Raw genomic sequence first — 22,060 nt, 5'->3', positions numbered from 1 at the left:
CACCCCGCGCAAGACGTCCCGGCACGGTCGGCGTCTTGAATGCCTCCCGTTCGTTCGTTACGCTTCGCAAAATGGGAACGAACAACCATGAAGCAGCTGCGGATCGGCGACATCACCATCGATGCGGTGATCGAGCGGGAGGGGCCGTGGCGGCGGCCCCAGGACTTTTTCCCGACCTATGACGAAGACGTCTTCAAGCGCCATCTGCCGACGATGGAGCCGGAGGTGTTCGATGCCGCGCGCGGCATGATGGTGATCACCTACCAGACCTTCGTGGTCCGCACGCCGCGTTACACCATCCTTGTCGACACCTGCACCGGTGAGGACAAAGGCCATCCGCCGCCGTTCGATTTCCCCGGCAAGGCGCGCTGGCGCAATGAGCTGTTTGCGCTCGGCATCGGCTTTGAGCAGATCGACTACGTGTTCTGCACGCATCTGCACATCGACCATACCGGATGGAACACGACCCTGCGCGACGGCCGTTGGGTGCCGACGTTCCCGAATGCGAAATATATTTTCCACAAGGGCGAGTATGCGGCCTGGGAAGCCGAGCATGCCAAGGGCAACAATCCGCCTGGCACCGTCTTTCGCGACAATTGCCGGCCGGTCGCCGAGGCCGGGCAGGCGCTGCTCGTCGACGACGACTACGCGCTCGACGACACCGTTACGCTCACGCCGACGCCGGGGCATTCGCCGTGCCATTGTTGCGTGAACATTCTTTCGAAGGGCCAGCGCGCCGTGGTCGCGGGCGACCTCATGCACCACCAGATTCAGTGTCGTGAGCCGGATTGGTCGGCGAAGCCGGATTGGGATGCGAAGCTGTCGGCGGTGTCGCGACGAAAGTTCTTCGCCTCTGTTGCCGACACCGACACGCTGATCCTGCCGATCCATTTTCCGACGCCCACGGTTGGCCTGATCAAGCCGTTCGGCGCGGCGTTCGATTATCGTTTCAAGCGCGACTAGGCTCTAATAGGTGTAGAACATCCGCTGAATGTCCTTGGTGTCGCTCGTCTTGGTCAACGCCAGCATCAGCAGAATGCGCGCCTTCTGGGGATTGAGCGTATCGGAGACGACGAAGTCGTGCTCATCGTCCTTGGCCTCGCCATTGCGCGCGACGATGCCGTTGCCGACGCGGCTGCTGCGAAGGATCACGACGCCTTTCTTGCGGGCTTCGTCGAGCGCCGGCTCGACCGCCGGGCGGGCCAGGCTGCCGTCACCCACGCCGGCATGGACGATCCCCTTGGCGCCGGCGCCGACAAAGGCATCGATCGCGACCCGGTTCATGTTGGCGTAGCCGTAGACGATGTCGACCTGCGGCAGGACATCGAGCTTGGACACGTCGAATTCAGAATCTGCCGTGTGCCGGCGGGTCGATTGCCGATAGAAATACGGCTTGTTGCCCTGCATGTAGCCGAGAAAGCCGAGTTCAGGCGTGCGAAAGGTGTCTGCCGTGGACGTGTTGTTCTTGGTGACATCGCGCGCGGCGTTGATCTGATCGTTGAGGGCGACGAGCACGCCCTTGCCCACGGCTTCTTCACTGCCGGCGAGGATCACCGCATTGAAGAGATTGATCGGGCCGTCCGCGCTGATCGCGGTCGATGGCCGCATCGCACCGACGACGACCACAGGCTTCTTGCTCTTGACGACCAGATTGAGGAAATAGCTGGTTTCCTCGATCGTATCGGTCCCGTGTGTGATCACGATCCCGTCCACGTCGTCCTGCGCGAGGAGCGTATTGACGCGCTTGGCGAGCTTCAGCCAATGATCATTGTTCATATTCTCGCTGGCGATCTGGAAGACCTGCTCGCCCTTGACGTTGGCCACGGTTTTCAACTCGGGGACGGCGTTCAAGAGGGTCTCGATGCCCACCGTGGCCGCGGTATACCCGATGACGGTGGTGCTGCTCGCCCCGCTGCCGGCGATCGTGCCGCCGGTTGCGAGAACCATGACGTTGGGCAGGCCGGGGCTTCTCGCGTTGGCAACGTCAACGATCATGAGCAGCGCAAAGAGCACGCTCATTATCGCCATCATGTGATCACGCACGCGGAACTGCAACATCTCGTCCATCCTTTGCTGGAAGCCTCGTTGATGCGCCCCGGTTCGCTCAGCGCCGCATCATCTGTCAGCCGCTGCGTTCTGTCCAGGGTCGCGGCGCGCTTGCTTTACGCGCTCGGCGCGTGTCGGAAACTGGCGGTGCGGAGGCACCAAAAAGCAAATGGCCGGGACATTCTCGCGCGAAGACGCGCTTCTGCCCGGCCATGACGGCATTTCGGTTGTGGCTTTGCTGAAAAAGCCGGGAACGGACTGCGCGTTACGCGCTGGTCTCGCACTTCTTCATGAAGCTGTTCTTGGCGGCGCCGGCGAGCGGCTTGCCGTCGGCGCTGACGGCCTTGGGCGCGCAGGCGTCTTCCTTGCACTTCTTCAGAAACGAGGTCTTGGCGGCGCCGGCCAGCGGCTTGCCGTCCTTGCCGACGGCCTTGCTCTCGCAGGTTTCTTGCGCAAGGGCCGAGCCCGCTGCGAAGGTGGCAACGATCGCAGCGAGGAAAATCCGTTTCATCATGGGGGTCTCCTGAACCAGAAATGGCCGGGAGAGTGGAGCCGGGAATCGTGGCGCAATCAAGCAGGATGAGCACTGGGCCGCCCGGTCGCCCGCTGATTTTTGCGCGCCAGCTCGGAAGATGTCGCCTCTGTTGCAGTGCTCGCTGACCGCATCGGGCGATCCTGCTAGCGTCGGTCCCTTGAGATGGAGAGGAAGCATCGTGATGGACGCCGCGATCCCGCACGACCAGGCAGCCGATCGGCATTCCCACCTGGTTCGACCCCAAGACATGGATTGGCAGAAGACGCGCTTTCCGGGCTGCGAGGCCAAGACGCTACTGTTCGATCGCCGTACGGGGCTGATGACCGCCTTGATGCGTTTTGCGCCAGGATCGGTGCTGCCCGATCACGAACATGTCGGCATCGAGCAGAGCTGGGTGATCGAAGGCGCGCTCGTCGACAAGGACGGTCCAGCCAAGGGCATTGCCTGCAAGGCCGGCGAATTCATCTGGCGCGAGGCGGGGAGCCGGCATGCCGCTTGGTGCCCCGACGGCGCGTTGATTCTGGCGATCTTCCAGGTGCCGAACAAGTTTTTCGAGGCCGACGGCCGCGTGGTCGATGCCGCTGGCCAGGACTGGGATGAGACCTGGGGGCACACCGCGGCGCAGCGGGCGCAGAGCGCCTGATCGCCTTCACGCGCCGCGCATCAGCAGCGCCTTGAAGTCGGCCCGCGCGCGCTGCGCCTCAGTGCGCGCGACGTCGGAGGCGTCGCCCATGCCGAAATAGCCATGGATCAGGCCGGGGCCCTCATGGTGCTTGACCTTCACGCCGGCGGCCTCCAGCGCCCGCGCATAGGCGGCGCCTTCGTCGCGTAGGGGATCGAACCAGGCGGTGGTCACGACCGCGGGCGCGACGCCGGCCAAGGAGGCGGCCCGCAGCGGCGAGACGCGCCAGTCGCCGGCGTGTGCGGGATCGGCGAGATAATGGCCGCAGAACCATTCCATCGTCGCCCGCGTGAGGAAGTAGCCCTCGGCGTTCTCGCTGCGCGAGGGATAGCGCGCGTTCTCGCGCGCATCGGCATAAGCGCCGACGACGTCGGTGACCGGATAGACCAGCAGTTGCGCGGCGAGCTTGATGCCGGCCTCCCGGCAGGCGATCGCGCTCGTCGCTGCGAGATTGCCGCCGGCGCTGTCGCCGGCAACGCCGAAGCGCGTTGCGTCACCGCCAAATTCCGCGACGCGGCCAAACACGTCGCTGACCGCGGCGAAAGCATCCTCGAAGGCGCCGGGAAAGCGCGTCTCGGGCGGGCGGCGATAGTCGACGGAGACGACGACCGCGCCGGTCTCGATCGCAAGGTTGCGCGCCTGCCGGTCGTGGGTTTCGAGATCGCCCGCAACCCAGCCGCCGCCGTGGAAGAACACCACCGTCGGTGCCGGCGCGGCGCCGACCCGATAGACCCGTGCGGGAAGCAGACCGGCGCCGCCTTTCACCCTGATATCCTCGACGCTATCGACCGGCGGCGGCGGAATGGCGGCACGCGAGGCAGCGAGTGCGCGCAAGGAATCGCGGGCGCTCTGTGGCGTCATGACCGTGGGATCGCGCATCGGCATGAGCGGAATGATCTGGGCGATGACGGGATCGAGCGGTGCGGCCATGGACTTTCCTCACAGGGTTCTTGGTCTTGCTTGGTCCTTAGCATAGGTTTTGCGGGCCGCATCGGCAACCGGCGTGCGTCGCAAGGCCGGACGAACGGGCAGGGAGGTTCACGAGGTGGAATTCGAGACGCTGGTCCAGTCGCGCCGCAGCGTGCGTGGCTTCAAGAACGAGCCGGTGCCGCGCGCGGTGATCGAGGCGGTCATCGAGAGCGCCAAGCGCGCGCCCTCGTCGATGAACACCCAGCCCTGGCATGTCCATGTGCTCACGGGTCATCCGCTGGAGGAGGTGCGTCGCCGCAACATGTCGGAGATGGCCGGCGGCGCCAAGGTCAAGCGCGACATCGTCAGCCATGGCGAATACCAGGGCGTGCATCGCACCCGGCAGGTCGACATCGCCAAGAAGCTGTTCGGCGCGATGGGAATCGCACGCGACGACAAGCCGATGCGGCAGGACTGGGTGCTGCGCGGCTTTCGCCAGTTCGACGCGCCGGTCTCGCTGGTGCTGACCTATGACCGCGTGCTCGATCCCGGCGCGGTCTGCCACTTCGATCTCGGCGCGCTCTGCTACGGCATCGTGCTCGCGGCGTGGGACCGCGGGCTCGGCTCGGTCATCAACGGGCAGGGCATCATGCGCTCCGACATCGTGCGCGAGGTCGCCGAGATTCCGGAGGACGAGGTCATCATGACCTGTGTCGCGATGGGCTATCCCGACGACGGCTTTGCCGCGAACGCCGTGCGCTCGGACCGCGAGCACAACCACCAGTTCGTGCGTTACGTGGGTTTTGCCGATTAGCACGAGCAAGAGGAGATTATTCTCTGGCGGAAAATTTTTGGTGCGGTGTCGCGAGTGGCCTCTTGCATTCTCGAAGTCGCGGGAGGAACAATATGCGGACTGAGAGGTTTGTTGCTGGCGCGAGGGAATTGATATGCGGCGGCTGGCTAGCCTGGTTCGGCGGTTCTTCGGTCCGCGACTGCGGCCTAAGATCGACGATGATCCAAGTCTTCCTTTCACACCCGAAGAGTTCGGTCGGCTGATTCGCAGCGGCCGGCACGAGGACATGAAGCTGCTGGCCGACGGGCTGGCCTGCCGCTCCATCCCGCGCCGCGCCAGCCATCGTGCGACGCATTAGGCTGCGCTCGAGACGGGTCACAGCGCTCACCGCGTGAGCGCGACCTGCTTGAACGCGCGGACTAGCGCCTTCTCCAGCTTGCCTGTCATCTCGCACAGAACGTCGTAGGCCTCCGCGCGCGGCATGGTCGGCTTGTAGTGCCGGTGCTCGATCAGGGCTGCGAAGATGTCCGAGATCGTTAGAATCCTGACGATATCGCCAATGCTCTCGGCGCAGAGCGCATCGGGATAGCCGCTCCCGTCGAGGTACTCGTGATGATGGCGGACGGCATCGAGAATCTCCGGCGAGATCCCGTCATGGTCCTTGAGAAACGTATAGCCGGCGGCGGGATGCGTTTCGATCAGCGCGCGCTCGGCGGCATCGAGGCGGCCCGGCTTGTCGAGTATGGCGAGCGGAATCTGCGCCTTGCCGATGTCATGGAACATGGCCGCCGAGTAGAGACGTTCCAGATCGGCCCTACCGACGCCGAGGCTCAGACCGAAGTCGATGGCGACACCGGTGACGAGCAGGCAATGCTGATAGGTTCCTTCGTGGTGCCGCCGCACCGTCATGAGCCACTCCGTCAGGCCATGGCGGGTGATGCGATCGGCGATCTGGCGACCGGCTTCCTTGGTGGCGTTGACGTCAAGCGGCTGGCCCAGGGTGACGGAGGTGAACATGGATGCGATCGCGGTCGCAGCGGTCTCGACGGCAGGGTCCGACTGCGCGCTCGCGCGCGACGCAGCCGAGAGCGGATCAGGCGGATCAGACAGCGCCGCCAGCAGCCTCGCCCGGTTGATGGTGCCCGGAAGGACCAGTGTCGCTCCAAGCGCATAGGCCTGCGAAACGGAGACATGCGAGGTGTGCTCCAGCAGGAAAATCCGTTTCTTCGCCTTTGCGAGCTTGCCCGCCCGTTTCTTGATCGCCGCGATGTTGTCGACATCGCGAAGCTCGGCGCGAATGACGATGGCGGACGGCACCTCTGACAGCTTGGCCTCGGCGTCCAGCCGCTCGCCCGCGACGGCGAAGCGTTGCTCGAGGAGCGAGCACACACCGGCCAGCTTGTCGGACGTGTCGGCCAGCACATGAACGAATGGGCGCGGCGCTGCAGCGACCGCGACGCCGCCAAGGCTGGTGGGTTTGAGTGTGGTTTGCGCGTTCTGCACGGATATGCCCCGGAATAGCGCGGGCTCCAATCGATGGGTCGAATTCTCGGTCTATTTGGCCTGATCGGAGCTCTGCGCTGCGGCAGCCGGCGTAATCGCCTGCTTCTTCTTGCTTTGTGCGGTGACGAAGTGGATGCCAGCGGTGGTGCCGTCGATCCAGACCAGCTCGCAGCGTCGGTAGGCCAGGCCCGTCGACGACAGCAGCATGAAGAATTCCTTGGCCTGGAGCACGTCCAGCGTGCCCTCGACCTCGACCTTCGCGCCCGTCTGTGAGACGTCGAGCAGGACGCAGCTGCGCCGCCAGGTGCCGTCGGATCCCATGAGATTGACCGGCTGCCTGTGGTCCATTTTCACGCGAAAGGCTTTGCGACCGTCGAACTTCATCGGCTAACCCCCATCTTTTTTGCGTCGCGATGTCCCCGACCGCACTCCTTGGCGTTTGCGGCAATTTCGCCCCACCGCACCGTCCACTGGCTGGTCGACAGCAGCAGCGTCTCGAAAATGTGCTGCGCGCGTTCGCGCTCGGCGAAAGAAAGCCGTGTGCCGCAGCGGTTGCTCAGGATGGCGAGCGTGGTCTGCCAGTTCAGCCGCGAGGCGCGGCAGGCCATGACGAGACCCTCGCAATCCTCGTCGGTCATGACATGTTCGACGATCTCGATGGGAGCGCCTGAAAGCACCGACAGCGCGGTGATGAGGTTGGCGCTCTCGCCGCGGATGGCGAAGCGGTTCACCGTGGAATCGTTCAGCTTGCCGATGCGGCTGAGTGCAACGATCTCCGGTCGCGCGATCGCATAGGCCGCCGCGGAGGGTAGCTTGGTGACGATGGGTGCGGCCGTTGCGGCTTGAAGCGAGACGGTGGCGTTCGGGCCGATGCCGGATTTCGGCGCCGGTGAGGCCGACAGCAACTTCCGCATGACTGTGTCGGGCGTGTCGGGCCTGAGCGCCAGTGCCTTGGTGAGTTCGTCATCCACCAGGCACTTCTCAACCAGCGCAACGTAAGCGGCTTCGGAGAACCTTGCCTCGCTGTTGCCGATCAGCGCAAGACAAACGCTGGAAGTGCCACCCTTGATCAGCGTCTCCACCACCCGTGGATCGATCGGCGCGCGGCCGGCGATGGCACATTGCTGCCGTACGCCGCTCGCGGCTGCGATCAGTGTGAGATCGGCCGTGGACAATGACTGCGAGCGGAGCAAAACGGGGCAGGCGACTTCCGGATCGCGGTGCGAGGCGAGACGTCGCACGGTGTCCGGCGGAGCCGCCTTGAGCTCTGCGAGCGCCGTGCTGGCATCGATCAGCGTGCTGGCCTCAACCCGCTCGATCAGTCGCAGCAGGACGCCGTCGACCACATCGGCGAGCAATTCCTGGGATCGACCGCGGCTGCTTGTGAGCAGTTGCAAAAGGCCGAAGAGAATGCGGGCGCACCGGTCCAGCGAACACGTTGCGACCGCGTTCTCCAATTCGGCCAGCTTGTCGGCAGGCGAATTTGCCGTCATGGCAGGAGCCTGAAATGAAATAAATTGCACAATCAAACGACGGTTATTCCGCCGCAAAGGCGTTAATTTGAATCTTAAATGGCAACGGCTTCGGTATTGGCGCACCGCCTCAATCGCAGGAAACGCTATCGAAATTCGGCGAGACAGGGTTGTCCCGGATTGTTCTTTCAACCGGCCCGTCTCCAATTGATCAGGGCACGTTAGGATCGATTCTAACGAAATAAACCGAAGGAGGCAGCGAACGGCACCCCGCGGCCGGACGCACATTCAGAGCGGCGCGGCATTTTTCGTATTTCCATGAACAGCATTGACGATGTGCCGAGGTCGGCACTCAAAACATTTCGTTTTTCAGACGTCGACGAATTTCGAAGCGCTATACGCGGGCTGAATTTCGAATTCACCCCTTTTGTGCGGAAGATTTCGGCTGAGCAGACGATCTTGGCCTTACCGGGCTGCGACGTGAATTTGACGCGCGCGTTTCCGCGGGTGGTTGACGCACAACTCGTGGAGAATTGCACGGCGATCGGCTTCACGATGGATGATCTCAACGTGCCAATTCGCTTTAACGGCTCGCAACGGGCGCGACCCGCCGTGGTCATTGGCAGCGGCGGGGCGGCCTACACCACCATCGAGGAGGTGCAGCGGCAAATCGCCTCGGTGGTTTTCCGGCCCGAGGTGAGGGATCGTGGCTGGCCGCCCACGCTCTCGAGCTTCAAGATTTTTGAAATCTCCACGGCCGGCTTGCAGCGGTTGCGCGGCGTGGTTAGGGAGGTGCTGGCCGAGGCGGCCGGGCCGATTTCGGCACCGGAGCTCTTGTTGAAGGGCGCGGCGATGAAGGAGTCCCTGCTCGGAGCCGTTGACGAGGCCTTTGCGACGATCGTTCCGGCCCGCTGGACCTTTGCACCCAACGACGGACGGAATTTCAGGCTATTCCAGGACATCCGCGCGCTGCTGTCTGACGACCTGTCGGAGCCGATTTATAGCGACGAGATCGCGCGCAGGCTCGGACTGTCCGTTCGCACCATGCACGACGTCGTGCGCCGCTATCGCGGCATGAGCCTGCACCGCTATTTGCGTCTGCATCGGCTGTGGCTGGTGCGTCGGCGCCTTCTCGCCGGGGCCGATAGCGTCAAGGCGGTCGCGCTGGCGTATGGCTTCTGGCACCTCAGCGATTTCTCAAGAAGTTACCGTGACCAGTTCGGCGAGACGCCGTCGCAAACACTGGGCCGTGGTCGCGGAAGGTAGTGCGACAAATCGGGTAGGGCTGGACGCCGGTTTCGTGCTACCGTCCGGCCATGAGCAATCGCATTCTCGTTCTCTACGGTTCTTACCGTTCCGACCGCATGGGCATCCGCCTTGCGAATTTCGTCATCAACCGGCTGCGCGATCGCGGCGAGGACGTCGAATTCATCGACGCCAAGGCGATCGGGCTGCCGATGCTGGACCGCATGTACAAGGAACATCCCAAGGGCTCGGCGCCGGAGGCGCTGGAGAAGCTGGCCGGGCAGATCCGCGGCGCCGACGGATTCGTCTTCGTCACCGGCGAGTACAATTGGGGCATCCAGCCCGGGCTGAAGAACCTCACCGATCATTTCCTGGAGGAATGGTTCTGGCGCCCGGCCGCGATCGTGAGCTATTCGGCCGGCCGGCTGTCCGGCGCGCGCGCAGCGACCGCCTGGCACGGCACCCTCTCGGAGATGGGCATGGTGGTGGTATCGAGCACCATCGGTGTCGGCCCGATCGCGCAGACGCTGTCGGAAGCCGGCGAGCCGATCGGCGATGGCGGCAAGGCCCTGGAGCGCTCGTTCCCGCGCTTCGCCGACGATCTGACCTGGTGGATCGAGGCGGCGAAAGCGCAGCGCGCGCGCAAGGCGCCGCCGTATTGAGGTCGCGTAGCCTGGATGGAGCGACAGCGTAATCCAGGGTCTCGCGCGTCAACGGCACTGTCCCGGATTGCGCTGCGCTCCATCCGGGCTACGACTTCGCGTGCTACGCCGCCCGGACCTCACCGAGGAAGCGCTCGAACTGGCCGGCGAGATCGCGCGACTGGGTCGAGAGCTGCTCGGCCGCGCCCAGCACCTCTCTTGCCGCGGCGCCGGTGTCGTCGGCGGCGCGCTGCACGCCGGAGATGTTGCTGTTGACCTCCTGGGTGCCGCGGGCAGCCTCCTGAACGCTGCGGGCGATCTCCTTGGTCGCCGAGCCCTGTTCCTCGATCGCCGCGGCGATGGCGGTGCCGATCTGGTCGATCTCGGCGATGACGTCGGCGACGTTGCGGATTGCCGCCACCGTCTCGTCGCTCGCGGTCTGGATCGCGGTGATCTGCTCGGAGATCTCGGTCGTGGCCTTGGCGGTCTGGCCGGCCAGCGACTTCACTTCGGAGGCGACCACGGCAAAGCCGCGGCCGGCCTCGCCGGCACGGGCGGCTTCGATGGTTGCATTTAGCGCAAGCAGGTTGGTCTGCTCGGCGATGCTCTGGATCAGCGTCACGACGTCGCCGATCTTCTGGGCGCCTTCGGCGAGCGTCCGCGCGGTGTCGCCGGTGCGGCGGGCATTGTCGACGGCACGGGCCGCGATCTCGGTGCTTTGGGCGACCTGACGCCCGATCTCCGCGATCGAGGAGGTCAGCTCTTCGGTGGCGCTCGCGACCGTCTGCACGTTGGTCGAGGTCTGTTCGGAGGCGGCGGCGACCACGGCGGCCTGGCTGTTGGTCTGCGCCGCCGTCGAGGTCATCGACTGCGCGGTGCTTTCCATTGCAGCAGAGGCCCGCGACAGGCCGCCGACCAGCTCGGTCACCTTGGCCTCGAAGGCGCGGGTGAGATCGTCGAGCGCTTGGGCGCGGCGCATCTTGCCGTCGTTCTCGGCCTGCTTCTCGGCCGCGAGCCGATCGGCGCGGATCATGTTGTCCTTGAACACCTGAACGGCCGCGGCCATCGCGCCGATCTCGTCGGAGCGCTCGGCGCCCGGAATGCTCTCCGCAACCTCGCCGTCGGCGAGCCGCGACATGCGCGTCGTCAGGCCGACGATCGGCGCGCAGACGCGGCGGCGAACCGTCACGATGAGGCCGGCGCTGGCGATCAGCACGGCGACAAGGCCGACGAGCGCGATCGTGAAGCTGGTGTGCGCGGCCGACGAAGCGCCGGCGAGAATCTGCTCGGCGTTGTCGTAGAAGGCGTCGCGGACGCCGATGATGGTGCCGAGGCCGCGCTGCGTGGCGGCGTAATAGGTGTCCATGTCGTGTTCGTATTTGCCGGTGATCGCGCCGTCCTTCACCAGCTTGAGCTCGCGGCCGAACTCCTCGACATAGATCGCGTTGAACTTCTCCAGGGCCTCCGCGACATTCGCCGGCGTTGTTGGATTGCCGCGCAATTCCTGCAGCGACATCACGACCTGATCGTTGCGGCCCTGCGAGCGGGCAATGTCGGCCTTCTCGGCGTCGGTCGCCGGCTTCTTTCCGCCGAGGAGATTCTTGTGCAGGCTGGAGTTGAAGCCGCCGACGTCGCGCAGTGTCATCGCGACATTGGCGTAGCTGGCCTGCCGGTAGGCGTCACCGTTCAGGATCGCCATGCGGCGGACCTGCTCGTTGAGCAGCGCAGTCACGCCGCCGTTGAGCACGGCATTGTCGGCGACGATCTTCTTGGCCGCGTCTTTGCGCGCCTCGGCGGGACCCGCCAGCGCCTTGTCGATGGCCTCGCGCAACGCGGTGAACTTCGCGTTGATGCCGTCGATGTTGCTGCCGATCGTGGTGCCGTCGTCGAGCGGGCCGGGCAGCTCCTTGCGCAGTGCATTCATCTTGTCGCGGGCGCGGTCGGTCTGCTTGCGCAGCTTGTCCTGCTCGGCCAGCAGCGCAGAGTCGATGGCCGCGGGTCCGTAAAGGATGTTGGTGGAAAAGCCGCGCTCCGGATTGAGATAGCGCGGGATGTCGCTGACCGCACGGACGATTGCGAGCCGCCCCTGCGCTTCAGTGATCCGTTCCATGGTCTGGTACTTCGTCGCGGCGACGTAGACGGCGAGACCGCCGCCGACGGTCGAGAGCGAGACGATGGCGCTGGTCAGGAGCGTACCGATTTTCATGATCTGTCCGGCAAATAACGGAGAAGTATTTTGCCCGGACGATAGGGCGGCCATGTTAATCTGCGGTTTACGCTCCCTGGCCGGCTCAGCTGTAGGTCGCGCTGACCGATCCCAGCGGACCAAAATCGGCAACGTAGGTCTCGCCAGCCTTGGGCCGGAGCATACCGGTCAGCGTGCCCGTGCTGATCGTCTGGCCGGCCTTGAGACCGATGCCGGTCCGCGACAGCTCGTTGGCAAGCCAGGCCAGCGGCACCAGCGGATGGTCAATCGCCTCTGCAGCGGAGCCGCGGCGTCTCTCGATGCCGTTGCAATTCAGGACGACATCTTGAGTGGCGACGTCGCGGCTACGCCAGTCGGCGATGGGCTCTCCGAGCACGATCGTTCCTGATCCAGAGCCGTCGGCCATGATCGCCGGCATCGGCGGAAACGCCGCATCGTGAATGAAGCGGCACTCGGCGAGCTCGATGCCGGGATGCAACGAGACCACGGCGTCGCCGACCTCGTCCACCGGTAGGGCTTCGCGCGCGGCGGCAGATCGGCGCCGAGACGCGCCTGGAACTCGACTTCAGGGATCGGGCTGCATTGTCTGGCATGCTCGACGCTGGCGGGCGAACTCTTGATCAGGGGCGCGAACACCCGCCCATAGATCGCGCGGAGATGCGAAGCTGACGCTGAAGCCCGGACTTCATGCCCGCGATCTTCCAGCCGACAACATCCCAGCCGAGTTCTTCTTCCACCATCTGCGCGACTTGGTACGCCGTGTCCGCATCCGGTGGGACCAGCCGTTCGTCGAGGCCGCTCTGTTGCCGGCCCTCGCGACGCAAATCGGCGAGCTGACGGGCGAGTTCGCGTTGTCGGGACAAGTCCATTGCGCGTCTCCAATCTATTTGCTTGTGCGGGCGAGGGCGGCTGCGAGGACGATCTCCAATTCCTCCTGGACCTGATCGAGCGCGTCGGCGCTGCGGCTGGCGCGGCACATCGCGACCGTGCCTTCGATCGAGGCGACGACAAGCGTTGCAAGCCGCTCGGCGCGCTCGGCAGCCAGTCCTTCGCGCAACAAGGCTGCTTGCATGATCCGCCGCCAATCGGCGAACACGCCGTCGGCGAGGTCGAGCAGGTGCTGCTGCGCGGCCGCGTCGTCCTTGTCACTGGGCTCACCGACATAGCGATCGACCGCCACGGCGAGCACAGGGCAGCCGGCCTCGAAGCCGGTTGCCTCCAACTGGCGGCGCCATGATGCGACAAAAGCCTTGAGGCCGCCGATCACGCCGCGTTCGTTCATGGCTTTCTCCAGAGGAATGGATACCTGCCGGCCGGCGAAGGTCACGGCTTCGGCGATCAATTGCGGCTTGCCGTCGGGGAAGTGGTGGCTGATCGAGCCGCGCGGCGTCGCTGTGTGGCGGACCACGTCGCGCATGCTGGTGGCGTTGACGCCGCGGCGGCTCATCAGGTCGGCGGCGCCGGCGATCATCCTGTCGCGTGTGGTGGCAGTCATCGGGAATCCTGCAATTGGCCATCTCCATCTAGACTATGACACTTGACATAGGCAAGCCGTGCTGAGATATGACGAGTGTCATATTCGTGGAGAGGTGCCGATTTGACCATCATTACCGTCACCGCACCGGCCGGACGGCTCGGCCTGCCGCAGCGCCGGCAGCTTGCGGAAAGCCTGACCGACGCCGTGCTCGAGCCCGAGGTCGGCCAGAAGGCGCCGGCGGCCCGAATGGGGTTCCAGGTGCATTTCCACGACCTGCCGCCCGACAGCATGGCGATCGGCGGCCGGTTGCTGTGCGACCAGGACAAGCCGCGCGACATCATCACCGTCAACATCGCCGTCATGAACGCGGCCTGGCCGGCGGAGGTGCGCGCCGAGGTGATCCGCAACGTGCTGGCGCGACTTGCGGAGGCCTGCGGCATGCCGGCGCCGTCGCCGACCTGGTGGGTCAATTTCGAGATCATCGATGAGGGAAGCTGGGGATCGCGCGGCGGGGTGCTCTCGATCCTTCAGCTGCTGGATTCCGGCGTGTTCACGCCGGCCCGGATCGAGGCGATCCGCGCGGCGCTTCAGCAGCCGGCCTGACTTGCTGCCAACACCAACAATCGGGAGACGAGCACATGAGCGAAGGTCAGATCGGCACCGAGGTGCACGGCCACGTCCTCAAAATCATCATCGCCAACGCCGCGAAGAAGAACGCGTTCACGCCTGCGATGATGGAGCAATTGTCCGATGCACTCACCGAATTGCACCACAACGAGGCCTATCGCGTCGGCGTGGTCTGCGCCGAGGGCGGGGATTTCACTGCAGGTCTCGATATGCCCAAATTCTTCGGTCCCACCGCGGAGAAGCGCAACACCAAGGACGGCAATGTCGACCCGTTCGGGCTCAACAAGCGCTGCCGCAAGCCGATCGTGACGGCAGTGCAGGGTATCGTCTACACCATCGGCATCGAGCTGATGCTCGCCGGTGACATCGTGGTTGCGGCCGACGATGCACGTTTCTGCCAAATGGAGGCGAGGCGCGGCATCGCACCGCTGGGCGGCGCGCATTTCCGCTTCCTATCGCGGGCCGGCTGGGGCGATGCGATGTATCATCTGTTCCTCTGCGACGAGTTTTCGGCGCAGCGCGCGCATGCGATCGGTCTCGTCCAGGAGGTCGTGCCTGCAGGCGAGCAGATCGAGCGGGCGATGACGCTCGCCGCCATGATCGCGCGCAATGCGCCACTCGGCATCCAGGTGACCAAGGAAGCGGCGGCGAACTATGTCGAAGCTGGCGAAGCGGCTGCGATTGCCTACATCCCGAAAATTCGCGATCGTGTGCTCGGCAGTGCCGACGCCAAGGAGGGCATCCAATCCTTCATCGAGCGTCGCGCGGCCGTCTTCCAAGGACGTTGATCGGCGCCTGCTAATGCCGAGCCTGATCCAGCCTTTCGAGAATATCCAGCGTAGCGCCATCGCGTTCGCCTGCGAAATATCGGGCGAGCGCCTGATCGAAGACGGGCTCGTCGGAGACCGCGCCGAACAGCGTCATCGACGAGCGGAATTTGGCGTCATCCGGCGCGCCGAGGATCGCGTTGATGGTCCGGCCCTCGACCGCGAGCACCAGCCTGGTGCATTCGATCAGCCGGCCGCCCAGGATAGGGTGGACGAGATAGGCCTCGGCCTCCGCGCGGGAGCCGATGGCATATCGCTGCGACATGGCGCTGGCGCCGAGACCTGCGACCTGGGGGAAGATGAACCACATCCAGTGAGTCTGCTTCCGGCCCCTAGTCAGCTCGCCCAAGATGTCGCCATAGACCGGGTCTTGGGCCTGGACAAAGCGATCGAGATCGAACGGATCGGTCATTGGATACCTTAGGGGATACCTTTGGAGGGCCTTCGCGGCCCCGATTATGCCTAACTTTTGGCTCCCAATGTGGTAGCTGGTATAGAGTCTCTCCGGGTGGGGGTGGGTAAGCCCCCGGGGGTCGATTTGGGGATCTGATGGTTTCCGACGCAGCACACGCCGAGAGGCTGTTGTCGCGCCGCCGTGTCGGGCGGGCTGAAACGATTCTGCTGTCTGTGGCCGCGATGGCGCTGGCGCTCGGCGCCGCCGCGTGGGTCGCCGATATCAGCGATTCGACCCCGCTGGTCTCCGCGGCGTTGCCGCCGGCCAATGCCCCCTCATTCGAGGACCGTTTCGCCTCGGCCTCAGCCGGCCCGTCGCCGCGCGAGCTTGGTCTGCGGGTGCTGGAGCGCTCCGCGGTGAATGCGGCCCAGCTCAAGCTGCGGGACGCCAAGGCGATGCTGGCCCAGAAGCTCCAGGGCGACGACTGGCGCTCGATCCTGACCGAGGACGACCGGTACATGACCGAGGAGGCGAGGCGCTCGCAGCGCGCCGATGCCATCCCCATGCCGCGCGCGCGTCCGGTCCAGGCGGACTTCTCCGCTCAGATCGCCTCCAGCCAGGCCTACGCGGACACCAATCTCAGGGTCGACAACCGCAATTTCTTCGAAAAATTCACCGACAAGATCAAGCTGGCCTCGCTGACGCCCGGCGACGGCCTGCTCGGCAGGGGGCCGGACCTCGCCGCGCTCGGCTACGATTCGCGCACCGCGGTCTATGACATCTCGGCCAAGGCGGTCTATCTGCCGAGCGGCGTGGCGCTGGAAGCCCATTCCGGCCTGGGCGCCTTGATGGACAATCCTGACCATGTCGACCGGCGGATGGTCGGCGCGACGCCGCCGGCGATCTACGATCTGAAGCCGCGCGAAAAGCCGTTCCACGGCGTCCGTGCGCTGCGCATGACCCCGGTCGAAGGCACCAGCGCGCTTGGCCGCGTCGGGCTGCTCACGCACAATTACCTGCTCGGGCCGCGCGGCGATTCCAACGGCTGCGTCTCGATCAAGGACTATGATCGGTTCATCAAGGCCTACGACAATGGCGAGTTCAACCGCCTGGTCGTGGTGCCGAGTCTGCGCGGCGCGGCGACCGCCTCGCAGCGCGCGAGCACCGATTCCTGATATTCGCCTGCGACGGCGGGGCTGCCGTTTCCCCTTCGTTAAGCCGTCCTCGTCCAGAAGCAGCCCATGAGCGATCCATCCAATTCCGAGACCCCGCTGCGCACGACGTTCAAGATCAAGCTGAACGGCGACACGCTGGCGATCGCGACCGTCGGTCAGGCCTATCAATTCCTGACCAACTTCAAATCGGTCGAGTGGATGGAATTTCGCTCGCTGCACGAGGACGCCGTCGCGGCCTTGGAAGGCGCCGCCGGTAACGCCATGCTGGCGGTGCAGGCAACCAACGCCGTGCGCGCGCTGTTCGTCAGCGCCAAGCTGCTCTGAGAGAATCTTTCCCTCTGGCCTGATCCGTCGCCCTCGAACCCACTGCAAGGCGGGTGCGACGAAGGCTTGCGCGTCCGCGCCAGGGAGAGGGAATATGAAATTGGCAGAATTCATTGCAGGCATCGACGTTGGCGCGGAGCAACCAACCGAAGCCGCGCTCACCGCCTTCGAGACGTCCATCGGCTGTCGCTTGCCGGACGACTATCGCCGCTTCCTGCTGGCCTGCGCCGGCGGCTATCATCAGGGGGGCGCCGACTTCAACTGGCCGCATGGGGACTGGGCGGGTTCGGTGCAGGAGGTCCTGGGATTGCGGTCCGACGAGTGCTCGCTGGTGCAGATGCGCCAGACGCCGCAATGGCCGACCGTCGATGAGCTGTTGTGGATCATGAGCGACCACGGCGGCAATCCGATCTGCATGACGATCGACAAGGCCCATTTCGGCGAGATCTGGTTCATGGACCACGAGATGGCCGAATACGAAAAGCCCTGGACACTGGCGCAGGCGATGTCCGATCAATGGGGCTATGTCCTGCCGCTAGCACCGACGTTCAGCGATTTCATCGCCGGCCTGTACGAGGAAGCAGCGGCCGCCTGAGGCGAGGCCGGGCCGAGCGGGCGGGTCCGCCGCGACATGCTGGGTCCAGCTGGTCCACGGTATCCGGTGCAAGCCCGACCTTTCTTTTCCGTCGCTTGAACTCCGCTCCCGGAACGGGCAAACGGTTCGCCAAGAAACCGTGGCCCAGGCCATCCATTCGACGCTGAGTTCAAGGGAGACCCATCATGAAACGCCGTACATTCCTCCAAGGTGGTGCGGTCGCCGGCGCGACCACGCTGGTTGCGGCCCCTGCGATCGCGCAGAGCATGCCCGAGATCAAATGGCGCCTGACGTCGAGCTTCCCGAGATCGCTCGACACCATCTACGGCACGGCGCAGACCTTCGCGAAATATGTCGCCGAGGCCACCGACAACAAATTCCAGATCCAGACCTTCTCGGCGGGCGAGCTCGTGCCCGGCCTGCAGGCGCTCGATGCGGTCAGCACCGCATCAGTGGAGATGGCGCAGACGCCGCTCTATTTTTACATCGGCAAGGAGCCGGCGCTGGCCTATGCCACCGGCGCGCCCTTCGGCATGAACCATCGGCATCAGGAATCATGGTGGCACTTCGGGGGCGGCGCCGACCTCACCAACGAAGCGCTCAAACCCTTCAAGGCGCACGCCATCCTCTGCGGCAATTCCGGCACCCAGATGGGCGGCTGGTTCCGCAAGGAGATCAAGTCCGTCGACGACCTGAAGGGCCTGAAATTCCGCATCGCCGGCATGGGTGGCCATGTGCTGGCAAAGCTCGGGGTCGTCCCGCAGCAGATCGCGGGAGGCGATATCTATCCGGCGCTGGAGAAGGGCACGATCGACGCGGTCGAATTCGTCGGTCCCTACGACGACGAGAAGCTCGGCTTCTACAAGGTCGCCAAATACTACTACTTCCCCGGCTGGTGGGAAGGCGGTGCCATGTTGCACATGATCGTCAACGACGAGAAATGGAATTCGCTGCCTAAGCAATATCAGGCGATCGTCAACCAGGCGGGCGCGGCGGCCGGTGCGTGGATGCTCGAGAAATACGACAGCGTGAACCCCGGTGCGCTAAAGCGGCTGATTGCGAACGGCACCGAGCTGAAGGCGTTCCCGCAACCGGTGCTGGAGGCCTGCTACAATGCGACTCAGGACCATCTGAACGAGCTCGCCGCCAAGAGCGACCTGTTCAAGCGGACCAAGGAGAGCCACGACGCGTATATGAAGGAGGTGCTGTTCTATACGCAGATCGCGGAGAATTTCTACGACAACTATCTGCTCAGCAAGACGCGCAGCAAGACCTGAGCGGAAGAGGCGAGGGCGCGGTGTTTACGCCGCGCCCAGCTTCGTAGCCCGGATGGAGCGCAGCGCAATCCGGGAGAGTGCCGGGTGATGCGCGAGACCCGGATTGCACAAACGGGCGGCGCTTTCGCGCCGACCGTTGGCTCCATCCAGGCTACGGGACCGCGCCTCCACTCACGTAACTGCGCGGAGACATTAACCAGCCATTAACCATATCGGCCGCATCGTTAACCATTCAATAACAGGGAACGAGTCGGCCGCCATGGAGGCTGCAGCAAAGGTCCAACGTCAGATGGTGCGCCTGCGCGGGCGCTCCTATGTGGCTTTCGTGTTCACGCCGACGGTTCCGGTCCAGGACTGGCTGCACGAGATCGACGCCACGATTGCGCGCTCGCCCGGCTTTTTCGCCGGCCGGCCGGTGGTGATCGACCTGTCTTCGGTCGATCTCAGCCAGGCCGGCATCGGCCATCTGCTCACCAGCCTGCAGGACCGCAACATCCGCGTGCTCGGCATCGAGGGCGTGGAGGAGGGAAGGCTGACGCCGACGATGCCGCCGCTGCTGTCGGGCGGACGCAGCTGCGTGGTCGAGCCGAGCGCGTCGAAGAAGGCCGAGGTGAAGGTCGAGACCAAGCCGACGTCGCTGCTGCTCGAAACCCCCGTGCGCTCGGGCCAGACCGTGATCTTCCCGGAAGGCGACGTCACCATTCTCGGCTCGGTCGGCTCGGGCGCCGAGGTCGTCGCCGGCGGCTCCATCCACGTCTACGGCGCGCTGCGCGGCCGCGCCATGGCGGGCGTCAATGGACACACCAGCGCGCGCATCTATTGCCAGAAGATCGAAGCCGAACTGCTTGCAATCGACGGATTTTATCAGACCGCCGAGGACATCGACGAGGCCCTGCGCGGCAAGCCGGCGCAGGCCTGGCTGCAGGGGAATACCATGCGAATTACAGCACTGAACTGACCAGCAAAGGAGACATTTCAGATGAGTAAGGTACTGGTCGTGACATCAGGCAAGGGCGGGGTCGGTAAGACCACGACCACCGCCGCGCTGGGAGCTGCCTTGGCGCAGCGCGGCGACAAGGTGGTCGTCGTCGATTTCGACGTCGGCCTGCGCAACCTCGACCTCGTGATGGGCGCCGAACGCCGCGTCGTGTTCGATCTCATCAACGTGGTGCAGGGCGTCGCCAAACTCCCGCAGGCGCTGATCAAGGACAAGCGGCTGGAGAATTTGTGGCTGCTGCCGGCGTCCCAAACCCGCGACAAGGACGCGCTGACGGAGGAGGGCGTCGGCAAGGTCATTGCCGAGTTGCGCAGCCGGTTCGACTGGGTGATCTGCGACAGCCCGGCCGGCATCGAGCGCGGCGCTTCCATGGCGATGCGCTTCGCCGACGAGGCCGTGATCGTCACCAATCCGGAAGTCTCCTCGGTGCGCGATTCCGACCGCATCATCGGCATGCTCGATTCCAAGACGGTGCGGGCCGAGAAGGGCGAGCGCGTCGAGAAGCATATTCTCATCACTCGCTACGATCCCTCACGCGCCGCGCGCGGCGAGATGTTGACCATCGACGACATCCTGGAGATCCTTGCCACGCCCTTGCTCGGCATCATCCCCGAGAGCCAGGACGTGTTGAAGGCCTCCAACGTCGGCACGCCTGTGACTCTGTCGAATGCCGATGGAGCGCCGGCACGAGCCTATATGGACGCCGCCAAGCGCCTCTGCGGCGAGAACGTGACAATGCACGTTCCTGCCGAGCGCAGAGGATTTATGGACCGGCTGCTGCGACGGAGGGCTGCATGAGCATGGGTCTGCTTCGACTCCTCCGCGGCAAGAAGGCCACAGCACCCGTCGCGCGCGAACGGCTGCAGATCCTGCTTGCCCATGAACGTGGAATGCGCGGCCAGCCCGACCTGCTCGGTGTGCTGCGTGAGGAAATTCTCGCTGTCGTGTCCAAACATGTGACGCTGGACCCGACCAAGGTCATCGTCCGGCTCGAACGCGGCGACGAGGTCTCGACCCTCGAGGTCGACATCGAGGTGCCCAACGATTTCGAGGGCAAGAAGGTGGCGGTCGCGTAGGGGACGCGGCCCGCAGACTGCCGTTTTGGGGTGGGTGAGAAGGCGGTCCGCCGGGCATGGCGGGCCGCCTTTGTCTTGCCGTTCACATCGATTGGGACGGAACGCGCCCCGCGCCTCGATCGTTGTGAACCACCCGCGGCAGCGTTGCACCGCGGCAGGTCAGACGGGAGAGCGCCCATGATGTCCGAGGTCCAGGTCCATACACTTGCCCGGCAGATGCTCGAACAGCACGGCTTTGCTGCCATCGCGAAGGCCGCTGAGCAGGCCCAGGCCTGCGAGGGCCGCGGCGAGGCCGATGAGGCCAGGGAATGGCGTCACATCGTGGACGCCATGAAGATCATGCGCGGCCCGCATCAGAGCTGACATCCGAAGGCGCGAGCCCCTTCAACGCTCGCCGCGATCGCCGCCTTGGGAGGAATTGCGGTTCTGTGTCTGCGGCTGCGCGCGCTCGCCCGATTCCTTGCAGGGCAGGGGTTCCCACGAGCCGTCCGGCGCCTGCTGATAGGCACTGCAGGACGGCGAGGTGGACTTTTCCCCACCCTTCTGGGCGTCGGAATTTCTCGCCAGTGCGGGCGCAGTCAGCACCGCGGCGGCTGCAATCGCGCCGGCGAAAACGAAATGGATACTCCGCATGAGGACCTCCTGTTCGAATTCGGAAGGAGGCCGCATGCTGTGAAAAATTATGACGATTTTGGGCCGCGGCAGAGGTTCCGTCGCGGCGTGCTTAACGGGGCGGCGCGCTAGCCACCCTTGCTGCGGATCAGGCCGGCGAGATTGGTCTTCTGGGCTTCGCACCAGCCGGACATGCCGAGGCGGCGCTGGTCCATGTCGGTCGCCTGGGTCGCGATCGCGACCTCCGCCATCAGGTCATCGTCCTGCTTCTCGCCCATCTTGCCGCCGGTATGCAGCCAGGCGATCGCCTTGCGCACCTTCTCGGTGGTGCCGTCGGGCAGGTGCATCTGCTGCGCCCTCTGCACGAGGTCCTGATAGGCGAGATCGGTGTTGGGGCACTCGACCTTGGCGGCGAAGGCCTGCAAGACCATCGTCACATAGGTCGATCGCGGCGGCGCATCGCCCGCGAGGGCCGGCGCGGCCAACAGCAACAGGCCCGTCATCAGAAAACCGGTGCGCATCCCTGGGACCTCCTCCATTTTATCGAGAGGCTAGCGTCCGGCGCGCCGCTCGGCAATGGGATCGGGACACAATTGTCGCCGATCGGCCCAGTAGGCTAACCTGCGCTCCCCAGCATCGGAGCGCGA

29 protein-coding genes are annotated in these 22,060 nt (G+C 64.8%); 16 read left to right on the top strand and 13 right to left on the bottom strand.

Features of this window, described 5'->3' with window-relative positions:
- The first annotated feature begins 87 nt into the window (after positions 1-87).
- Positions 88-963 carry an MBL fold metallo-hydrolase gene (locus I6F20_RS07445; RefSeq protein WP_225125628.1) on the top strand — a complete coding sequence of 292 codons (876 nt, stop codon included), beginning with the start codon at positions 88-90 and terminating at the stop codon, positions 961-963.
- A gap of 3 nt (positions 964-966) precedes the next feature.
- Here the strand turns inward: I6F20_RS07445 and I6F20_RS07440 are convergent, their stop codons facing one another.
- Together I6F20_RS07440 and I6F20_RS07435 are read right to left on the bottom strand one after the other, a co-directional pair.
- Positions 967-2,019 (bottom strand): type II asparaginase, encoded by a 1,053-nt coding sequence (locus I6F20_RS07440; protein WP_109145821.1) that lies wholly within the window; start codon positions 2,017-2,019, stop codon positions 967-969.
- A 292-nt stretch (positions 2,020-2,311) separates the two neighbouring features.
- Positions 2,312-2,560, bottom strand: a complete 249-nt coding sequence (locus I6F20_RS07435) for a hypothetical protein (RefSeq protein WP_036000331.1) — start codon at positions 2,558-2,560, stop codon at positions 2,312-2,314.
- A gap of 202 nt (positions 2,561-2,762) precedes the next feature.
- Here I6F20_RS07435 and I6F20_RS07430 point away from each other — a divergent pair, with 202 nt between their 5' ends.
- Positions 2,763-3,224 (top strand): cupin domain-containing protein, encoded by a 462-nt coding sequence (locus I6F20_RS07430; protein ID WP_057029014.1) that lies wholly within the window; start codon positions 2,763-2,765, stop codon positions 3,222-3,224.
- 6 nt (positions 3,225-3,230) lie between these two features.
- Here the strand turns inward: I6F20_RS07430 and I6F20_RS07425 are convergent, their stop codons facing one another.
- Positions 3,231-4,193, bottom strand: coding sequence for an alpha/beta hydrolase (locus I6F20_RS07425; protein WP_225114114.1), 963 nt, complete (start codon positions 4,191-4,193; stop codon positions 3,231-3,233).
- Positions 4,194-4,308: 115 nt separating this feature from the next.
- Here I6F20_RS07425 and I6F20_RS07420 point away from each other — a divergent pair, with 115 nt between their 5' ends.
- Positions 4,309-4,986: a nitroreductase gene (locus tag I6F20_RS07420; protein ID WP_225125627.1), complete on the top strand. Its 678-nt coding sequence runs from the start codon at positions 4,309-4,311 to the stop codon at positions 4,984-4,986.
- A gap of 133 nt (positions 4,987-5,119) precedes the next feature.
- Positions 5,120-5,323 carry a hypothetical protein gene (locus I6F20_RS07415; RefSeq protein ID WP_036000317.1) on the top strand — a complete coding sequence of 68 codons (204 nt, stop codon included), beginning with the start codon at positions 5,120-5,122 and terminating at the stop codon, positions 5,321-5,323.
- A gap of 26 nt (positions 5,324-5,349) precedes the next feature.
- Here the strand turns inward: I6F20_RS07415 and I6F20_RS07410 are convergent, their stop codons facing one another.
- The 3 genes from I6F20_RS07410 to I6F20_RS07400 are packed head-to-tail and all read right to left on the bottom strand — an operon-like array spanning position 5,350 to position 7,961.
- On the bottom strand, positions 5,350-6,468 hold the full coding sequence (locus I6F20_RS07410; protein ID WP_225125626.1) for an HD-GYP domain-containing protein: 1,119 nt from the start codon (positions 6,466-6,468) through the stop codon (positions 5,350-5,352).
- A 51-nt stretch (positions 6,469-6,519) separates the two neighbouring features.
- Positions 6,520-6,852, bottom strand: coding sequence for a PilZ domain-containing protein (locus I6F20_RS07405; RefSeq protein WP_036033812.1), 333 nt, complete (start codon positions 6,850-6,852; stop codon positions 6,520-6,522).
- On the bottom strand, positions 6,849-7,961 hold the full coding sequence (locus tag I6F20_RS07400) for a DUF2336 domain-containing protein (RefSeq protein ID WP_225126005.1): 1,113 nt from the start codon (positions 7,959-7,961) through the stop codon (positions 6,849-6,851). Before I6F20_RS07400 ends, I6F20_RS07405 begins: the two co-directional genes overlap by 4 nt.
- Before the next feature lie 297 nt (positions 7,962-8,258).
- Between I6F20_RS07400 and I6F20_RS07395 the strand changes: the two genes are divergently transcribed.
- Positions 8,259-9,206, top strand: coding sequence for an AraC family transcriptional regulator (locus I6F20_RS07395; RefSeq protein WP_225125625.1), 948 nt, complete (start codon positions 8,259-8,261; stop codon positions 9,204-9,206).
- Positions 9,207-9,256: 50 nt separating this feature from the next.
- Positions 9,257-9,847, top strand: coding sequence for an NADPH-dependent FMN reductase (locus tag I6F20_RS07390; RefSeq protein ID WP_225125624.1), 591 nt, complete (start codon positions 9,257-9,259; stop codon positions 9,845-9,847).
- 103 nt (positions 9,848-9,950) lie between these two features.
- On the opposite strand, the gene I6F20_RS07385 is transcribed toward I6F20_RS07390, so the two are convergent.
- The 4 genes from I6F20_RS07385 to I6F20_RS07370 all read right to left on the bottom strand — a co-directional run bounded on the left by I6F20_RS07385 (position 9,951) and on the right by I6F20_RS07370 (position 13,503).
- Complete coding sequence (locus I6F20_RS07385; protein WP_225125621.1) at positions 9,951-12,032, bottom strand: methyl-accepting chemotaxis protein; 2,082 nt, start codon at positions 12,030-12,032, stop codon at positions 9,951-9,953.
- A gap of 85 nt (positions 12,033-12,117) precedes the next feature.
- Positions 12,118-12,540, bottom strand: a complete 423-nt coding sequence (locus I6F20_RS07380; protein WP_225125619.1) for a 2-keto-4-pentenoate hydratase — start codon at positions 12,538-12,540, stop codon at positions 12,118-12,120.
- A gap of 112 nt (positions 12,541-12,652) precedes the next feature.
- Positions 12,653-12,901: a hypothetical protein gene (locus I6F20_RS07375; RefSeq protein ID WP_225125618.1), complete on the bottom strand. Its 249-nt coding sequence runs from the start codon at positions 12,899-12,901 to the stop codon at positions 12,653-12,655.
- Between the two features lie 14 nt (positions 12,902-12,915).
- Positions 12,916-13,503, bottom strand: a complete 588-nt coding sequence (locus I6F20_RS07370) for a TetR/AcrR family transcriptional regulator (RefSeq protein ID WP_225125616.1) — start codon at positions 13,501-13,503, stop codon at positions 12,916-12,918.
- A 126-nt stretch (positions 13,504-13,629) separates the two neighbouring features.
- On the opposite strand from I6F20_RS07370, the gene I6F20_RS07365 reads away from it, so the two are divergent.
- Positions 13,630-14,112, top strand: a complete 483-nt coding sequence (locus I6F20_RS07365; RefSeq protein WP_225125615.1) for a tautomerase family protein — start codon at positions 13,630-13,632, stop codon at positions 14,110-14,112.
- Between the two features lie 35 nt (positions 14,113-14,147).
- The gene (locus I6F20_RS07360; RefSeq protein WP_036000278.1) at positions 14,148-14,924 is read left to right on the top strand and encodes a crotonase/enoyl-CoA hydratase family protein; all 777 of its coding nucleotides are present in this window, start codon (positions 14,148-14,150) and stop codon (positions 14,922-14,924) included.
- Between the two features lie 10 nt (positions 14,925-14,934).
- On the opposite strand, the gene I6F20_RS07355 is transcribed toward I6F20_RS07360, so the two are convergent.
- A complete protein-coding gene (locus I6F20_RS07355; RefSeq protein ID WP_036000275.1) occupies positions 14,935-15,375 on the bottom strand; it encodes a DUF1810 domain-containing protein in 441 nt (146 codons plus the stop codon).
- Positions 15,376-15,581: 206 nt separating this feature from the next.
- Here I6F20_RS07355 and I6F20_RS07350 point away from each other — a divergent pair, with 206 nt between their 5' ends.
- The 8 genes from I6F20_RS07350 (at position 15,582) to I6F20_RS07315 (ending at position 21,164) form a co-directional block, all read left to right on the top strand.
- Positions 15,582-16,532, top strand: a complete 951-nt coding sequence (locus tag I6F20_RS07350) for a DUF2778 domain-containing protein (protein ID WP_036000297.1) — start codon at positions 15,582-15,584, stop codon at positions 16,530-16,532.
- A 66-nt stretch (positions 16,533-16,598) separates the two neighbouring features.
- Complete coding sequence (locus I6F20_RS07345) at positions 16,599-16,856, top strand: hypothetical protein (RefSeq protein ID WP_036000273.1); 258 nt, start codon at positions 16,599-16,601, stop codon at positions 16,854-16,856.
- Positions 16,857-16,950: 94 nt separating this feature from the next.
- Entirely contained in the window at positions 16,951-17,451 is a 501-nt protein-coding gene (locus tag I6F20_RS07340) for an SMI1/KNR4 family protein (RefSeq protein WP_225125614.1), read from the top strand.
- A gap of 185 nt (positions 17,452-17,636) precedes the next feature.
- Positions 17,637-18,728 carry a TRAP transporter substrate-binding protein gene (locus I6F20_RS07335; RefSeq protein WP_036000267.1) on the top strand — a complete coding sequence of 364 codons (1,092 nt, stop codon included), beginning with the start codon at positions 17,637-17,639 and terminating at the stop codon, positions 18,726-18,728.
- Positions 18,729-18,987: 259 nt separating this feature from the next.
- Positions 18,988-19,686, top strand: a complete 699-nt coding sequence (gene minC / locus I6F20_RS07330; protein ID WP_036033784.1) for a septum site-determining protein MinC — start codon at positions 18,988-18,990, stop codon at positions 19,684-19,686.
- A 21-nt stretch (positions 19,687-19,707) separates the two neighbouring features.
- The gene (minD, locus tag I6F20_RS07325) at positions 19,708-20,523 is read left to right on the top strand and encodes a septum site-determining protein MinD (protein WP_036022837.1); all 816 of its coding nucleotides are present in this window, start codon (positions 19,708-19,710) and stop codon (positions 20,521-20,523) included.
- Entirely contained in the window at positions 20,520-20,801 is a 282-nt protein-coding gene (gene minE / locus I6F20_RS07320; RefSeq protein WP_036033781.1) for a cell division topological specificity factor MinE, read from the top strand. The genes minD and minE overlap by 4 nt, the downstream gene beginning before the upstream one ends.
- Positions 20,802-20,978: 177 nt before the next feature.
- Positions 20,979-21,164 (top strand): hypothetical protein, encoded by a 186-nt coding sequence (locus I6F20_RS07315; RefSeq protein ID WP_036000257.1) that lies wholly within the window; start codon positions 20,979-20,981, stop codon positions 21,162-21,164.
- Between the two features lie 21 nt (positions 21,165-21,185).
- Here the strand turns inward: I6F20_RS07315 and I6F20_RS07310 are convergent, their stop codons facing one another.
- Both I6F20_RS07310 and I6F20_RS07305 read right to left on the bottom strand, forming a co-directional pair.
- A complete protein-coding gene (locus I6F20_RS07310) occupies positions 21,186-21,434 on the bottom strand; it encodes a hypothetical protein (protein WP_057029327.1) in 249 nt (82 codons plus the stop codon).
- Between the two features lie 107 nt (positions 21,435-21,541).
- Positions 21,542-21,934 carry a hypothetical protein gene (locus I6F20_RS07305; protein ID WP_036000295.1) on the bottom strand — a complete coding sequence of 131 codons (393 nt, stop codon included), beginning with the start codon at positions 21,932-21,934 and terminating at the stop codon, positions 21,542-21,544.
- Positions 21,935-22,060: the final 126 nt, after the last annotated feature.

Source organism: Bradyrhizobium sp. IC3123 (assembly GCF_020193625.1).
GTDB lineage: Bacteria > Pseudomonadota > Alphaproteobacteria > Rhizobiales > Xanthobacteraceae > Bradyrhizobium > Bradyrhizobium yuanmingense.
Note: the sequence above shows the minus strand (reverse complement) of the source record. Positions and strands in the feature narration are given on the sequence as shown.

Excerpts from the sequence above, each read along its gene's own strand:
- I6F20_RS07340 (WP_225125614.1), top strand. The coding sequence starts at position 16,951 with ATGAAATTGGCAGAATTCATTGCAGGCATCGACGTTGGCGCGGAGCAA.
- I6F20_RS07435 (WP_036000331.1), bottom strand. The coding sequence starts at position 2,560 with ATGATGAAACGGATTTTCCTCGCTGCGATCGTTGCCACCTTCGCAGCG.
- I6F20_RS07360 (WP_036000278.1), top strand. The coding sequence starts at position 14,148 with ATGAGCGAAGGTCAGATCGGCACCGAGGTGCACGGCCACGTCCTCAAA.
- I6F20_RS07355 (WP_036000275.1), bottom strand. The coding sequence starts at position 15,375 with ATGACCGATCCGTTCGATCTCGATCGCTTTGTCCAGGCCCAAGACCCG.
- I6F20_RS07345 (WP_036000273.1), top strand. The coding sequence starts at position 16,599 with ATGAGCGATCCATCCAATTCCGAGACCCCGCTGCGCACGACGTTCAAG.
- minE (WP_036033781.1), top strand. The coding sequence starts at position 20,520 with ATGAGCATGGGTCTGCTTCGACTCCTCCGCGGCAAGAAGGCCACAGCA.
- I6F20_RS07370 (WP_225125616.1), bottom strand. The coding sequence starts at position 13,503 with ATGATCGCCGGCGCCGCCGACCTGATGAGCCGCCGCGGCGTCAACGCC.
- I6F20_RS07440 (WP_109145821.1), bottom strand. The coding sequence starts at position 2,019 with ATGAGCGTGCTCTTTGCGCTGCTCATGATCGTTGACGTTGCCAACGCG.
- I6F20_RS07375 (WP_225125618.1), bottom strand. The coding sequence starts at position 12,901 with ATGGACTTGTCCCGACAACGCGAACTCGCCCGTCAGCTCGCCGATTTG.
- I6F20_RS07405 (WP_036033812.1), bottom strand. The coding sequence starts at position 6,852 with ATGAAGTTCGACGGTCGCAAAGCCTTTCGCGTGAAAATGGACCACAGG.
- I6F20_RS07425 (WP_225114114.1), bottom strand. The coding sequence starts at position 4,193 with ATGGCCGCACCGCTCGATCCCGTCATCGCCCAGATCATTCCGCTCATG.
- I6F20_RS07395 (WP_225125625.1), top strand. The coding sequence starts at position 8,259 with ATGAACAGCATTGACGATGTGCCGAGGTCGGCACTCAAAACATTTCGT.
- minD (WP_036022837.1), top strand. The coding sequence starts at position 19,708 with ATGAGTAAGGTACTGGTCGTGACATCAGGCAAGGGCGGGGTCGGTAAG.
- I6F20_RS07430 (WP_057029014.1), top strand. The coding sequence starts at position 2,763 with ATGGACGCCGCGATCCCGCACGACCAGGCAGCCGATCGGCATTCCCAC.
- I6F20_RS07335 (WP_036000267.1), top strand. The coding sequence starts at position 17,637 with ATGAAACGCCGTACATTCCTCCAAGGTGGTGCGGTCGCCGGCGCGACC.
- I6F20_RS07315 (WP_036000257.1), top strand. The coding sequence starts at position 20,979 with ATGATGTCCGAGGTCCAGGTCCATACACTTGCCCGGCAGATGCTCGAA.
- I6F20_RS07400 (WP_225126005.1), bottom strand. The coding sequence starts at position 7,961 with ATGACGGCAAATTCGCCTGCCGACAAGCTGGCCGAATTGGAGAACGCG.
- I6F20_RS07445 (WP_225125628.1), top strand. The coding sequence starts at position 88 with ATGAAGCAGCTGCGGATCGGCGACATCACCATCGATGCGGTGATCGAG.
- I6F20_RS07415 (WP_036000317.1), top strand. The coding sequence starts at position 5,120 with ATGCGGCGGCTGGCTAGCCTGGTTCGGCGGTTCTTCGGTCCGCGACTG.
- I6F20_RS07390 (WP_225125624.1), top strand. The coding sequence starts at position 9,257 with ATGAGCAATCGCATTCTCGTTCTCTACGGTTCTTACCGTTCCGACCGC.
- I6F20_RS07310 (WP_057029327.1), bottom strand. The coding sequence starts at position 21,434 with ATGCGGAGTATCCATTTCGTTTTCGCCGGCGCGATTGCAGCCGCCGCG.
- I6F20_RS07305 (WP_036000295.1), bottom strand. The coding sequence starts at position 21,934 with ATGCGCACCGGTTTTCTGATGACGGGCCTGTTGCTGTTGGCCGCGCCG.
- I6F20_RS07385 (WP_225125621.1), bottom strand. The coding sequence starts at position 12,032 with ATGAAAATCGGTACGCTCCTGACCAGCGCCATCGTCTCGCTCTCGACC.
- minC (WP_036033784.1), top strand. The coding sequence starts at position 18,988 with ATGGAGGCTGCAGCAAAGGTCCAACGTCAGATGGTGCGCCTGCGCGGG.